Raw genomic sequence first — 13,182 nt, 5'->3', positions numbered from 1 at the left:
TCTTGCGGGGCGAGGGCCATGTTGCGTTTGACTCCAGGAGTAGCTGCCGACGCCTCGCGTCGGCATTGGGTTCGTTGGTTCGTTTAAGTTGTGACGGTCGTTCAGCGTGTCAGTGCCACGTTGGCCGGCGTGCCAGCTTCGGCTATGTCGTCCACGGTCACCGCAATGGGCTCGTAAGGCAGCACGCCATCGAGCACTTTGTGGGCTCTCGCAAAGTCGACGTCTTTCTCCCATGCGGCCACGACGAGGGTCGCGACGCAGTTGCCCAGCAGATTGGTGACGGCCCGCGCAATGCCTACGAACCAGTCGACCGGAAGGATCAGTACGAGGCCAATGACCGGGATGGCGGGAATGGCCGTGAGCGTCGCCGCCAGGATCACGATGGCCGACCCCGGAATGCCATGGGCCCCCTTGGACGTCAGCAGCGAGACGAGGATGACGAGGATCAGGTCATGGATGGACAACGGGGTGTTGGTCGCCTGGGCAATGAAGATGACGGCCAGCGTGAGGTAGATGGAAAAGCCATCGAGGTTGAAGGAGTAACCCGTAGGTATCACCAGACCCACGGTGGATTTTTTGATGCCCATCCACTCGAGCTTGCGCATGATGGCCGGCAATACGGCATCGGACGACGCGGTGCCCAACACGATGGACAACTCTTCACGGAAGTATTTGATGAACTTGAAGATGTTGAAGCCCGCCAGACGCAATACGGTACCCAGTACCACGGTGACGAAGACGAAGCAGCTCACGTAGAACACGAGCACGAGCATGCCAAGCTGCTTGAGCGACGACGCGCCGTATTTGCCGGTGGTGAACGCCACGGCACCCAAGACACCCAGCGGCGCGAGTCGGATGATAAACGCCATCACTCGGAAGAAAACGTGGCTCAGGTCTTCGATGAAGCGCGCGACAGGACGCCCACGCTCACCAAGGGCGGCCAAGGCACAGCCGAACATGACGGAGAAGACGAGAATCTGCAGGATGTCGCCTTTGGCAAAGGCGTCGGTGACGGTGTCGGGGATGATCTTCAACAGGAAGCCAGCGGTGTCCTGCAATCCCTTGGCATTCTCGGTGTACGCCGCCATCGCACTCGGATTGAGGCTGCGAACGTCGATGTTCATGCCCACGCCCGGATGCGTCGCCCAAGCCAGCAGTGCACCAATGACTAGCGCGAAGGTGGTGATGACTTCGAAGTACAAAACGGCCTTGACGCCAACCCGGCCGACTTTGCGCAAATCACCCGCACTCGCCATGCCACTGACCACCACGCAGAAGACGATCGGTCCAATGACCATCTTGATGAGCTTCAGAAAGCCATCGCCCAACGGGCTCAATGACTCTCCCAAGTGCGGAAACCAAATGCCAAGCGCCACGCCAACGATCAGCGCAATGACGACTCGGCCAAACAACGAACGAAACAGCTTGGGCATGGTTTGTCTCCTCTGCCTGCAAAATCACTCTCTCGGATTTCGCAATCTCTACGCCTGACGGACTGCGCTCTCTGGGGGCTAATGTTTTCTACCGCAACCACAATTCGAATCAACACCCATCCATGTATTCAGACAAGTCATACCGGTCTGACCAGTGGTGTTATGGAGAATATTAGAAAGCCAATATGGTGGGGTCAAGACGTGTTTTCTGAGGGGATTCCCTAGGGCAGGGCGATGCCCCACGCAGCTTGGGTCAGGGGCGGCGATTCGCTCGTATTTGCCGGTTTTGTTGGGCGAATCCTCCGCAGTTTGTGTGAACTTCGCTTTGGGACGCGCGGTCGCACTTGCGTAGGGTGCGCTGCCTCGACGCCCGGTGAAAGCCGCAAGGCAGTGTGCGCAGATCCCGCAATTTGTGCAGAAATAGGGGGGGCGCCATGCGAATGAAGGACACGGTGGTATTGGTTACCGGCAGTGCTCAGGGCATCGGACGCGCCATCGCGATCCGTCTCGCACAGGAGGGCGCACGCATCGTGGTGGAGGATCGGCAGCACAACGCGATGGCCGAACAGACGCTCGACGCGGTGCGCACGGCCGGTAGCGACGGCTGCGTGATCGCGGGAGATGTCGGTGTCGCCGCGGACGACCGCGCAGTGATTGCGCAAGCCGTCGAGGCCATGGGACGGGTCGATGTTCTGGTCAATAACGCGGGCGTGGAGCGGCGGGCGCCCTTTCTGGATGTGACGGAAGCGGACTACGACCTGGTGATGAATGTGAACCTGAAGGGGGCTTTCTTTCTCACACAGGCGTTTGTGCAGCACCTGCGCGACACGAAGCGCGGCGGGCGCATCGTCAACGTCAGCTCGGTTCACGAGGAGCTGCCGTTTCCGCATTTCACCAGTTACTGCGCCAGCAAGGGCGGCCTGAAGATGATGATGCGCAATCTCGCGATCGAACTCGCCCCGCTCGGTATTGCGGTCAACAACGTCGCGCCCGGCGCGGTCGGCACGGCGATCAATCATCAGCTCCTCGCCAATAAGGCGGAGCGCGACGCGCTGATCGCCAACATCCCCCTCGGGCGTCTCGCCGATCCGAGCGAAGTCGCCAACGCCGTGCTGTTCCTCGCCTCGCCGGACGCCAGTTATGTTACGGGCACTACGCTGTTCGTCGACGGCGGCCTGCTCTGGCGTTACGCGGAGCAATGACGATGACGGACACTGTACAACGCTCGCTGGCCGCCGGCGGCATGACGCCGGACGTCGCACATTCGGCACCGTCTGACGTACTCACCCCCGCCGATCGCTATCAGCAGTTGTTCGTCGACGTGCAGACGCAGCGCATTTTTCCCGACAGCAAGACGTTTGTGGACTGCGTGCCCACGCTGGCGCCGGACGAGATCCTGCGCCGCTATCGCGACGACGTCGCGAAACCCGGCTTCGACCTTGCGCGCTTCGTGTCGTCGTATTTCACCCTCGAACGCCCACCCGCCAGTCACTATGTCTCTGACCCAGGGCAGGGGCTCGTCGACCATATCGACGGACTCTGGGATGTCCTCACGCGCTTGCCCGAAACGCACCCGGCCTACAGCTCGCTGTTGCCACTCCCCCGGCCATATGTGGTGCCGGGCGGACGCTTCCACGAGCTTTATTACTGGGACTCGTATTTCACGATGCTTGGCCTGGCTTGCAGCGCCCGCCACGATTTGCTGGTGAGCATGGCCGATAATTTTTCTTTTCTCATCGACACTTACGGCCACATCCCGAACGGCAATCGCACTTACTACCTGAGCCGCTCGCAGCCGCCGATGTATGGACTGATGGTGGCGCTGTTCGAGTCGCACGGCGTGGCGCGCGCGATTCGGTATCTGCCCCACTTGCGTCGCGAGTACGACTTCTGGATGGACGGGGAGGCGTCGCTCGCCCCCGGCGATGCCTATCGCCATGTCGTGTGCCTGCCCGACGGCTCACGCCTCAATCGCTACTGGGACGAACGCGATACGCCGCGCGAGGAAGGGTATCTGGAAGATGTGAATACGGCGCTCCATGCGCCGGATCGTCCCGCTGCGCAGGTGTATCGCGATCTGCGCGCCGGCGCAGCCTCGGGCTGGGACTTCAGCTCGCGCTGGCTGGACGACGCGACCAACCTCGGTTCGATCCGCACGACCGCCTTCGTGCCCGTGGACCTGAATAGCTTCCTGTTCGCCTCTGAAGTGCAGATTTCCAGGCTGAGCGAGGCCAATGGCGACACGGAAAACGCCCGAGCCTTTGCCGCGCGCGCGCAAGCCCGGCGCGAGGCGATGACGCGCTATCTCTGGTGCGATGACGAGGGCGCATTCCTCGATTACGACTGGCAGCGCGGTGCGCCGCACCCGCGGTTGTCGGCCGCACTCGCCACGCCACTCTTTGTTGGATTGGCCTCGCGTGAGCAAGCACGCCGCTCGGCTCAGACGATCGAGGATCGTCTCCTGGCCCCCGGAGGGCTGCGCACGACGCAGGCGTCCAGCCTGCAGCAATGGGATCCGCCGAATGGCTGGGCGCCGCTGCAATGGATCGCCATTCACGGGCTTCGTCAGTACGGCGAGCACAGGCTCGCGAACGATATCGCCCACCGCTGGCTCTCGACGGTCAGCGCGCTCTATGCTCGCGAAAGCAAGCTCGTCGAGAAGTACTCGCTGCATGCGAGCGATGCAATGTCGGCAAGCGGTGGGGGAGGCGGGGAGTACCCGCTTCAGGATGGCTTCGGCTGGACCAATGGGGTCGTGCGTCGCCTCCTCGGCGATCATCCCGAACACCCCGCCCACCAGGCGACGGCGCAAGGCCGCGCGCGCGGGGGCACGCGTCGATAGCGCCTGCTCCGCGCCCGTGCGCCGGGCGAACGGTAAGTCCCCACGCCGCCCGGGTTTGCTCACACGTTGCCGGCTGAGCGCCTGGGGAGATATTTGGCGTCGTACAATGCGAGATACGTATACCCGCATTCCCTGTGAGGCCTCATGAAGCATTCGGCGCATGCCGTAACCGACGCCGCCGTCGCCATCATCCGCGAGCGCATCGAACGTCAGGTCTATCCGGCTGGCGCGATGCTCCCGTCACAACGCCAACTCGCCGAAGAGCTGACGATCAGTCGCGCCTCGCTGCGTGAGGCCCTGTCGACGCTCGAAGCGCTTGGCATGGTCGCGATCCGCCCCGGTAAAGGCGTTTATGTGAACGACGCCTCGGCGCGCCTGGGCGTCGCCTGGCGCTTCGCCGACCAGATCTCGCTCGCCGACACGTATCAGTTGCGCTATGCGCTCGAAGGCTTCTCCGCCCGCCTCGCCGCCCACGCGGCCAGCAATGGCGAGATCGAGTGGCTCACGGACAACGTGGAGGCGATGAAGGTCGCACTGGTCGACGGCGACGTCGATACGGCCGCCCAACTGGACTTTGCCTTCCACCTGCGCATCGTGGGACTCGCCGGAAACGGGGCCATCGCCGATATCCTGCGCGGCAGCACGGAAATCGTCATGGAAAGCCAGCGTTTGCCGTTCTATCAGCGCGAACTGGTGCTCTCCACCTATCATGAACATCTGGAGATCCTCGACGCCCTGCGCCGCCGCGATGGCGCCGTCGCCGGGGCCGCCATGGAGCGCCATATCGTGCTGGCGGCCCAGCGGGCGGGCATCCATTTCCCTATCCCCTCTGCGTATCCGTCCCCAAACAGCCTCACCCCCAGGGAGAACGCAGAGCGTACTGGTGTTCCGCATGTTCAGCTTTGAGATGATTGGGATTTGCGCTATACTTTGAAGGTTTTAGTCATTTAACCCTCACCCTAGCGCCTACCCGCCTGACATCTCGTCCGTAGCCCGAGCCTCCGCTGTGCGCATATTCCGCGCAATTCCGGTGCCCGCGCAAGTGTCATCGCGAGCGGACGATGGGGCTGGCAGCCGGGGTGAAACCTCCAGGAGTTTCCCGTGCTGCCGTCATTCCCACCCGCCATTCTCGCGCTCGCTGACGGCACGGTCTTTCGTGGGTACGCCATCGGCGCTGCCGGTCACACCATCGGTGAAGTGGTTTTCAATACCGCCATCACCGGCTATCAGGAAATCCTCACCGACCCCAGCTATGCGCGTCAGATCGTCACGTTGACGTATCCGCACATCGGCAACACGGGCGTCAACGGTGAAGACGTCGAAGCCACGAAAGTCCATGCCGCAGGCCTGATCATCAAGGATCTGCCGATCCTTGAGTCGAATTTCCGCGCCGACAGGACGCTGTCGCAATATCTGAAGGACGAGGGCGTTGTAGCCATCGCCGGTATCGACACGCGCCGCCTCACCCGTATTCTGCGCGAGAAGGGCGCCCAGAACGGCTGCATCCTCGCCGGAGAAGGCGCTGACGCGGCCAAGGCCATCGCGCTTGCCCAATCGTTCCCGGGCCTCGCCGGAATGGACCTTGCCAAGGTCGTCTCGACCACGGAGCCGTATTCGTGGACGGAAACGGAATGGCGCCTGGGCGAAGGCTACGGTGAACAGAAGGATCCGAAATTCCACGTGGTCGCACTGGACTACGGCGTCAAGCGCAACATCCTGCGCATGCTGGCCCAGCGCGGTTGCAAGGTCACGGTCCTGCCGGCGCAAAGCTCGGCCGACGACGTGTTCGCGCTGAACCCGGACGGTGTGTTCCTCTCGAACGGCCCCGGCGACCCGGAACCTTGCGATTACGCCATCGCCGCCACGAAGACGTTCCTCGAACGCCGCATCCCGACCTTCGGCATCTGCCTCGGCCACCAGATCATGGGTCTGGCCGTCGGCGCGAAGACGCTGAAGATGAAGACCGGTCACCACGGCGCCAACCATCCGGTCAAGGATCTCGCGACCGGCCGTGTGGTCATCACGTCGCAAAACCATGGCTTCGCCGTGGATGCCAATAGCCTGCCGGCCAACGCGCGCGTCTCGCACGTGTCGCTGTTCGATGGCACGCTGCAAGGCTTTGAGCTGACGGATCGCCCGGCCTTCTGCTTCCAGGGACACCCGGAAGCCTCGCCCGGCCCGCACGACATCGGCTATCTGTTCGACCGCTTCGTGCAGTCGATGGTCGACGCGAAGCAGCCCGCGTAAGGCCTGGCACGACGAGATACGGATAAGGGAACGCTCAACATGCTCGGAAACTCGATCGGCATCGTCAACCTCTGGACCTACCTGGCCGGGGTGGTGGTGATCATTCTGCTGCCAGGGCCGAACTCGCTCTATGTGCTGTCGGTGGCAGCGCAGCGCGGGGTTCGCCAGGGCTACGCAGGCGCATGCGGCGTGTTCCTCGGCGACACGATCCTCATGACCCTGTCGGCCGCCGGCGTGGCGTCGCTGCTGCATGCGCAGCCGGCGCTTTTCTTCGTGGTGAAGTATCTCGGCGCCGCCTATCTTTGCTGGATGGGCGTGAACATGCTGCGCGGAGCCATCACCAACGCGCGGGCCGCACGCGCCAACGCCGGGACGGCAGTCGCCGCGCCCAAGCCAGTCGACGCGGATCACCCGTTCAAGCGGGCGCTGTTCATCAGCCTGCTCAACCCGAAGGCGATCCTGTTCTGCGTGTCGTTTTTCATCCAGTTCGTCGATCCGGGCTACGCTTACCCCGCCGTGTCGTTTGCGGTGCTGGGCGCGATAGTGCAGACCTGCAGTTTCCTGTATCTGAGCACGCTGATCCTGGCCGGTTACCGCCTGGCCGAGCACTTCCGGCAACGTCGCCGGTTGAGCGCCGGGGCGACCGGCGGCGTGGGCGCGCTGTTCGTCGGCTTCGGTGTGAAGCTCGCGACCGCGACGCTGAGTTAAATTTTTGTTGAGAACGTTATGCCAAAGCGCACAGACATCAAGAGCATCCTCATCATCGGCGCCGGTCCGATCATCATCGGTCAGGCATGCGAATTCGACTATTCCGGCGCACAGGCCTGCAAGGCGCTGCGCGAGGAAGGCTTCAAGGTCATCCTGATCAACAGCAACCCCGCCACGATCATGACCGACCCGGACACGGCCGATGTGACCTACATCGAACCGATTACCTGGGAAGTCGTCGAGCGCATCATCGCCAAGGAACGCCCGGATGCCATCCTGCCGACCATGGGTGGCCAGACCGCGCTGAACTGCGCGCTCGACCTGCACAAGCATGGCGTGCTCGATAAGTACAAGGTCGAGCTGATCGGCGCGTCGCCGGAAGCCATCGACAAGGCCGAAGACCGCCTGAAGTTCAAGGACGCGATGACCAAGATTGGTCTCGGCTCGGCCAAGTCGGGCATCGCCCATTCAATGGAAGATGCGCTCGCCGTGCAGGCCCAGATCATGGCCGAGATCGGCGGCAGCGGCTATCCAATGGTGATCCGTCCGTCGTTCACGCTCGGCGGCTCGGGCGGCGGCATCGCCTACAACCGCGAAGAGTTCGAAGAGATCTGCAAGCGCGGTCTCGACCTCTCGCCCACGCGTGAACTGCTCATCGAAGAGTCGCTGCTGGGCTGGAAAGAGTACGAGATGGAAGTCGTGCGCGACCGCGCCGACAACTGCATCATTGTCTGCTCGATCGAGAACCTCGACCCGATGGGCGTGCACACCGGCGATTCGATTACCGTGGCACCTGCCCAGACGCTGACCGACAAGGAATACCAACTGCTGCGTAACGCGTCGCTGGCAGTGCTGCGCGAAATCGGCGTGGAGACGGGCGGCTCGAACGTCCAGTTCTCGATCAACCCGAAGGACGGCCGCATGGTCGTCATCGAAATGAACCCGCGCGTGTCGCGCTCTTCGGCACTGGCGTCGAAGGCGACCGGCTTCCCGATCGCCAAGATCGCCGCCAAGCTGGCCGTCGGCTATACGCTCGACGAGCTGCGCAACGAGATCACCGGCGGTGCTACACCGGCTTCGTTCGAGCCGACCATCGACTATGTCGTGACCAAGGTACCGCGTTTCGCCTTCGAGAAGTTCCGCGAAGCCGACGCGCGCCTGACCACGCAGATGAAATCGGTCGGCGAAGTGATGGCCATGGGCCGCACGTTCCAGGAGTCGTTCCAGAAGGCCATGCGTGGCCTGGAAGTCGGGGTGGACGGTCTGGACGAAAAGTCAACCGACCGCGACGAGATCGTGGCCGAGATCGGAGAGCCGGGCCCCGACCGCATTTGGTACGTGGGCGACGCGTTCCGTTTGGGCATGAGCCTGGAAGAGGTGTACGCCGAGACGGCCATCGACCCGTGGTTCCTCGCTCAGCTCGAAGCCATCGTCAAGAAGGAACAGGCGTTGGCCGGCCGTACGCTGGAGAGTCTGTCGACCGACGAGCTGCGCTTCCTCAAGCAAAGCGGCTTCTCGGATCGCCGCCTCGCCAAGCTGCTCGGCACCGACCAGACGGCCGTGCGCCAAGCCCGTATCGCACAGAAGGTGCGCCCGGTCTACAAGCGCGTGGACACCTGCGCTGCCGAATTCTCGACCGACACGGCCTACATGTACTCGACCTATGAGGAAGAGTGCGAAGCCCAGCCGACCAACAAGAAGAAGGTCATGGTGCTGGGCGGTGGTCCGAACCGTATCGGCCAGGGGATCGAGTTCGATTACTGCTGTGTGCACGCGGCGCTCGCACTGCGTGAAGACGGCTACGAGACCATCATGGTCAACTGCAACCCGGAAACGGTGTCGACGGACTACGACACGTCGGATCGTTTGTACTTCGAACCGGTGACGCTGGAAGACGTGCTCGAAATCGTCGACCTCGAAAAGCCGGTCGGCGTGATCGTGCAGTACGGCGGTCAGACCCCGCTCAAGCTGGCCCTCGATCTCGAAGCGAACGGTGTGCCGATCGTCGGCACCAGCCCCGACATGATCGACGCGGCCGAAGACCGCGAACGCTTCCAGAAGCTGCTGCAGGACCTGGGCCTGCGCCAGCCGCCGAACCGCACGGCGCGCGCCGAGGACGAAGCGCTCAAGCTCGCCGCCGAGATCGGCTACCCGCTGGTGGTGCGTCCCTCGTATGTGCTGGGCGGGCGTGCGATGGAAATCGTCCACGAGCCGCGTGACCTCGAGCGCTACATGCGCGAAGCCGTCAAGGTCAGCCACGACAGCCCGGTGCTGCTCGATCGCTTCCTCGACGACGCCATCGAATGCGACGTGGATTGCATCTCCGACGGCACGGACGTCTACATCGGCGGCGTGATGGAACACATCGAACAGGCTGGCGTCCACTCGGGCGACTCGGCTTGCTCGCTGCCCCCGTACACGCTCTCCGCGCCGACCGTGGCCGAACTCAAGCGTCAGACGGCCGCCATGGCCCGCGCCCTCAACGTGATCGGCTTGATGAATGTGCAGTTCGCTATTCAGCAGGGCAACGGGGTCGACACGATCTACGTGCTCGAAGTGAACCCGCGCGCCTCGCGTACGGTGCCCTACGTATCGAAGGCGACCGGCCGTCAACTGGCCAAGATCGCCGCGCGTGCCATGGTCGGTCAGTCGCTCAAGTCGCAAAACGTGACGAGCGAAGTCGTGCCACCGTACTTCAGCGTCAAGGAAGCCGTGTTCCCGTTCGTGAAGTTCCCGGGCGTCGACCCGGTGCTTGGACCGGAAATGCGCTCGACGGGCGAAGTGATGGGCGTGGGCCGCACGTTCGGCGAGGCACTGTTCAAGTCGCAACTGGCCGCGGGCTCGCGCCTGCCGGCCTCGGGCACGGTGCTGCTCACGGTGAAGGACGCCGACAAGCCGCGCGCGGTTGAAGTGGCCCGCATGCTGCACGCGCTGGGTTACCCGATCGTGGCCACGCGTGGCACCGCCGCGGCTATCGACGCCGCCGGCATCCCGGTGCGCGTGGTCAACAAGGTGAAGGACGGCCGTCCGCACATTGTCGACATGATCAAGAACGGCGAGATCGCGCTGGTGTTCACCACGGTGGACGAGACGCGCACGGCGATTGCCGATTCCCGCTCGATCCGCATGTCGGCGCAAGCGCACAAGGTTACGTACTACACGACGATCTCGGGTGCCCGTGCCGCCGTGGAGGGCCTGAAGTACCTGCAGAATCTCGAGGTCTACGACCTGCAGGGCCTGCACGCCTTGCTGCCGGCCTGATTGCGCAAGGCCTGAGCGGTTACGCTGCGAGGAATGGCGCGCTCGGCGGGGAACCGATCCCCGTCGGACGCGCCAAATGGTGCATAGCTGTTGCCATGTCGTGCGGCCAGCCCTGTGGTTGGCAGCCTCGACAACTCTGCTACACTAACGCCACATAGGTATCACAGCCGCGGTCAAGCGGCGTTCGCAAACCAGTGCGAATGCGGCTTTGCTGCGGCAATTTTTTTGTCTTTCGGAACAACGCGTATGAGTACCATTCCTCTGACCAAGCGGGGCGCCGAGCTGCTCAAAGAAGAGCTGCACCGCCTGAAGACCGTCGAACGTCCGGCCGTGATCACTGCGATTGCTGAAGCTCGTGCGCAGGGCGATCTGTCGGAAAATGCGGAATACGACGCCGCCAAGGAAAAGCAGGGCTTTATCGAGGGGCGTATCGCCGATCTCGAATCCAAGCTCTCCGCCGCGCAGATCATCGACCCGTCGTTGCTCGACGCCGAGGGGCGCGTGGTGTTTGCCGCCACCGTCGAACTCGAAGACCTCGACAACGGCGGCACGGTGCTGTACCAGATCGTCGGCGACGACGAAGCCGATCTGGAACACGGCAAGATCTCGGTGAGTTCGCCGATCGCACGTGCCCTCATTGGCAAGTACGCTGGCGATGTGGCCGAAGTGCAGGCCCCGAGCGGCGTGCGTGAGTACGAGATCATCGATGTCCGCTACGTCTGACGTAACGCCCGCCAGCGGCGCGCCGCGGCTGGAACGGCTGTTCCGCCTGATCGCGACCCTCTGGTGCGGTAGTCAGTGGGCGATCGGCTATGTCGTGGCGCCCACGCTCTTCGCAGTGCTGGAATCGCGCACCATGGCCGGAACGGTCGCCGGTCGCCTGTTTCACACGCAAGCCTGGATAAGTCTCGTCTGCGGCGTGCTGCTGGTCTGGCTGGCGACGGCGCTGATTGCGCGTGCGGGCGACGCCCAAGCGGCACGCAGCTATCGCGGACTGCGGTGGCTGGCGGTGGCGATGATGGTCTGTGTGCTGATCGCCTCGTTCGGCCTCCAGCCGTTGATGGCGGATCTGCGCGCGCAGGCGGAGGCGGCGGGCGTGGAGATCGGCCAGTCGGTGTTCGCTGCGCGTTTTGGCATGCTTCACGGTATTTCGAGCGGCATCTACCTGCTGCAAAGCCTGCTCGGCATGGCACTGATCTGGCGCCAGCCGGTGCGTAGCTGAGTGTCGCAGGGGTGCGGCGACGCTGGCTTCGCAGCCAATCCGATCGCGGCATCCATAAAAAAACGCGCCTGTTGTCCGGGCGCGTTTTTTCGAGAACTGGCGGCGGTGTGCCGTTCGCTCAGTCGTTGCGTTGGCGCTTGACGCTGGTCTGGCGCTTTTTGGCCTTCTTGACGATGCCGCCAGCGGTCATGCGTTCGTTGCCGCGAACGGTCACTTTCTTGACGGTCGGACGGCGTCCCGCGTTGGTGCTGGTCTTGACGACCGTGACAGTGCGCGGGGCACGGCCCTTGACCGTCGCACCCGTACCGCCGGTCCGGGAGCGAACCGGCGCTTCCGTTTCGTCCGGCGTCGGGCGGTACAGAACAAGCAGCTTGCCGATGTGTTGTACCGGCGCTGCGCCGAGTTGATCGCAGATGGCTTCGTAGATGGCCACGCGTGCATCGCGTTCGTCGCCGAACACACGTACCTTGATCAGTTCGTGAGCCTTCAGGGCGCCGTCGATTTCCTTGAGCACCGCCGGCGTCAAGCCGTCGGCGCCAATCAGAACAACGGGATTCAGCGCATGGGCGGTGGAGCGCAAGTCGGCGCGTTGCGCCGGGGTCAGGGTCAGGGCGGGCATAGAGGACAGACGAGACAAACGAGTTAGGATGCACCCGTACGCGGCGGCCGGCGCACCTGCAATTACCAGAGGCCGGCTCGCGCATTTTGGGCGCGCAAGGGCCTATTATCCTGCAAAATCGCAGCGTTTTTGAAGAATTATGGCAAAAAACCGTTTCAGCCACGCCTGGCTGCACGATCACATCAACGATCCCTACGTCAAAATGGCGCAGCGCGAGGGCTATCGTGCCCGCGCGGCCTACAAACTCAAGGAGATCGACGAGCAGGACCGGCTGATCAAGCCCGGTCAGGTCATTGTCGACCTGGGCGCGACGCCCGGGAGCTGGAGTCAGTACGCGCGCAACAAGCTCGCGGGCGGCAAGCGCACGGAAGGGGGTATCGACGGCACGATCATCGCGCTGGACATCCTGCCGATGGCGCCGATCGCCGACGTCACCTTCCTGCAGGGTGACTTCCGCGAGGACAGCGTGCTCGTGCAGCTCGAAGAAATCCTCGCCGGACGCAAAGTCGACCTTGTAGTTTCCGATATGGCCCCCAACTTGTCGGGGGTAGCGTCGGCCGATGCAGCGCGGATCGAGCATTTGTGCGATCTGGCGATGGATTTTGCTCAGCGACACCTGAAACCGGAGGGTGCATTGCTGGTCAAATGTTTTCACGGCAGTGGCTACAGCCAGATTGTCGAAAAATTCAAGCACCAGTTCAAAACCGTGGCGCCGCGCAAGCCAAAGGCGTCCCGAGATAAATCTTCCGAAACGTTCATTTTGGGACGAGGATTGAAAAATCCGGCTTGATGCCCGTCAAACCAGCGCTCTGGCGCTATGGCGGCGGTAAAGAATCACTATGGCGGTGCG

Annotated in this window: 11 protein-coding genes; 9 read left to right on the top strand and 2 right to left on the bottom strand. The window is 63.1% G+C overall.

Annotated elements, in window-relative coordinates; all coding sequences use genetic code 11:
* Positions 1 to 101: 101 nt before the first annotated feature.
* Complete coding sequence (locus A985_RS0102820; protein ID WP_017231914.1) at positions 102 to 1,433, bottom strand: C4-dicarboxylate transporter DctA; 1,332 nt, start codon at positions 1,431 to 1,433, stop codon at positions 102 to 104.
* A gap of 434 nt (positions 1,434 to 1,867) precedes the next feature.
* Between A985_RS0102820 and A985_RS0102815 the strand changes: the two genes are divergently transcribed.
* From A985_RS0102815 to A985_RS0102780, 8 genes are all read left to right on the top strand, one after another.
* Positions 1,868 to 2,635, top strand: coding sequence for an SDR family NAD(P)-dependent oxidoreductase (locus A985_RS0102815; protein WP_026131594.1), 768 nt, complete (start codon positions 1,868 to 1,870; stop codon positions 2,633 to 2,635).
* Positions 2,632 to 4,275: an alpha,alpha-trehalase TreF gene (gene treF, locus A985_RS0102810; protein ID WP_017231912.1), complete on the top strand. Its 1,644-nt coding sequence runs from the start codon at positions 2,632 to 2,634 to the stop codon at positions 4,273 to 4,275. Before A985_RS0102815 ends, treF begins: the two co-directional genes overlap by 4 nt.
* A 144-nt stretch (positions 4,276 to 4,419) precedes the next feature.
* On the top strand, positions 4,420 to 5,181 hold the full coding sequence (locus A985_RS0102805; protein WP_017231911.1) for a FadR/GntR family transcriptional regulator: 762 nt from the start codon (positions 4,420 to 4,422) through the stop codon (positions 5,179 to 5,181).
* Between the two features lie 195 nt (positions 5,182 to 5,376).
* Positions 5,377 to 6,522, top strand: coding sequence for a glutamine-hydrolyzing carbamoyl-phosphate synthase small subunit (gene carA / locus A985_RS0102800; protein ID WP_017231910.1), 1,146 nt, complete (start codon positions 5,377 to 5,379; stop codon positions 6,520 to 6,522).
* 39 nt (positions 6,523 to 6,561) lie between these two features.
* Complete coding sequence (gene leuE, locus A985_RS0102795) at positions 6,562 to 7,230, top strand: leucine efflux protein LeuE (protein ID WP_017231909.1); 669 nt, start codon at positions 6,562 to 6,564, stop codon at positions 7,228 to 7,230.
* A gap of 18 nt (positions 7,231 to 7,248) precedes the next feature.
* The gene (gene carB / locus A985_RS0102790; protein ID WP_017231908.1) at positions 7,249 to 10,491 is read left to right on the top strand and encodes a carbamoyl-phosphate synthase large subunit; all 3,243 of its coding nucleotides are present in this window, start codon (positions 7,249 to 7,251) and stop codon (positions 10,489 to 10,491) included.
* A gap of 246 nt (positions 10,492 to 10,737) precedes the next feature.
* The gene (gene greA / locus A985_RS0102785) at positions 10,738 to 11,214 is read left to right on the top strand and encodes a transcription elongation factor GreA (protein ID WP_017231907.1); all 477 of its coding nucleotides are present in this window, start codon (positions 10,738 to 10,740) and stop codon (positions 11,212 to 11,214) included.
* Positions 11,198 to 11,713: a DUF4149 domain-containing protein gene (locus A985_RS0102780; protein WP_017231906.1), complete on the top strand. Its 516-nt coding sequence runs from the start codon at positions 11,198 to 11,200 to the stop codon at positions 11,711 to 11,713. Before greA ends, A985_RS0102780 begins: the two co-directional genes overlap by 17 nt.
* Positions 11,714 to 11,831: 118 nt before the next feature.
* On the opposite strand, the gene yhbY is transcribed toward A985_RS0102780, so the two are convergent.
* Positions 11,832 to 12,332, bottom strand: a complete 501-nt coding sequence (gene yhbY / locus A985_RS0102775) for a ribosome assembly RNA-binding protein YhbY (protein ID WP_017231905.1) — start codon at positions 12,330 to 12,332, stop codon at positions 11,832 to 11,834.
* A gap of 139 nt (positions 12,333 to 12,471) precedes the next feature.
* On the opposite strand from yhbY, the gene A985_RS0102770 reads away from it, so the two are divergent.
* Complete coding sequence (locus A985_RS0102770) at positions 12,472 to 13,122, top strand: RlmE family RNA methyltransferase (RefSeq protein ID WP_017231904.1); 651 nt, start codon at positions 12,472 to 12,474, stop codon at positions 13,120 to 13,122.
* The last annotated feature ends 60 nt before the right edge of the window (positions 13,123 to 13,182 follow it).

The organism is Pandoraea sp. B-6 (assembly GCF_000282835.1).
Taxonomy (GTDB): domain Bacteria; phylum Pseudomonadota; class Gammaproteobacteria; order Burkholderiales; family Burkholderiaceae; genus Pandoraea; species Pandoraea cepalis.
The sequence above is the reverse complement of the archived record's forward strand: the minus strand, read 5'-3'. Positions and strand labels throughout refer to the sequence as shown.

Excerpts from the sequence above, each read along its gene's own strand:
- A985_RS0102770 (WP_017231904.1), top strand. The coding sequence starts at position 12,472 with ATGGCAAAAAACCGTTTCAGCCACGCCTGGCTGCACGATCACATCAAC.
- A985_RS0102805 (WP_017231911.1), top strand. The coding sequence starts at position 4,420 with ATGAAGCATTCGGCGCATGCCGTAACCGACGCCGCCGTCGCCATCATC.
- A985_RS0102815 (WP_026131594.1), top strand. The coding sequence starts at position 1,868 with ATGCGAATGAAGGACACGGTGGTATTGGTTACCGGCAGTGCTCAGGGC.
- A985_RS0102820 (WP_017231914.1), bottom strand. The coding sequence starts at position 1,433 with ATGCCCAAGCTGTTTCGTTCGTTGTTTGGCCGAGTCGTCATTGCGCTG.
- yhbY (WP_017231905.1), bottom strand. The coding sequence starts at position 12,332 with ATGCCCGCCCTGACCCTGACCCCGGCGCAACGCGCCGACTTGCGCTCC.
- leuE (WP_017231909.1), top strand. The coding sequence starts at position 6,562 with ATGCTCGGAAACTCGATCGGCATCGTCAACCTCTGGACCTACCTGGCC.
- treF (WP_017231912.1), top strand. The coding sequence starts at position 2,632 with ATGACGATGACGGACACTGTACAACGCTCGCTGGCCGCCGGCGGCATG.
- carB (WP_017231908.1), top strand. The coding sequence starts at position 7,249 with ATGCCAAAGCGCACAGACATCAAGAGCATCCTCATCATCGGCGCCGGT.
- A985_RS0102780 (WP_017231906.1), top strand. The coding sequence starts at position 11,198 with ATGTCCGCTACGTCTGACGTAACGCCCGCCAGCGGCGCGCCGCGGCTG.
- greA (WP_017231907.1), top strand. The coding sequence starts at position 10,738 with ATGAGTACCATTCCTCTGACCAAGCGGGGCGCCGAGCTGCTCAAAGAA.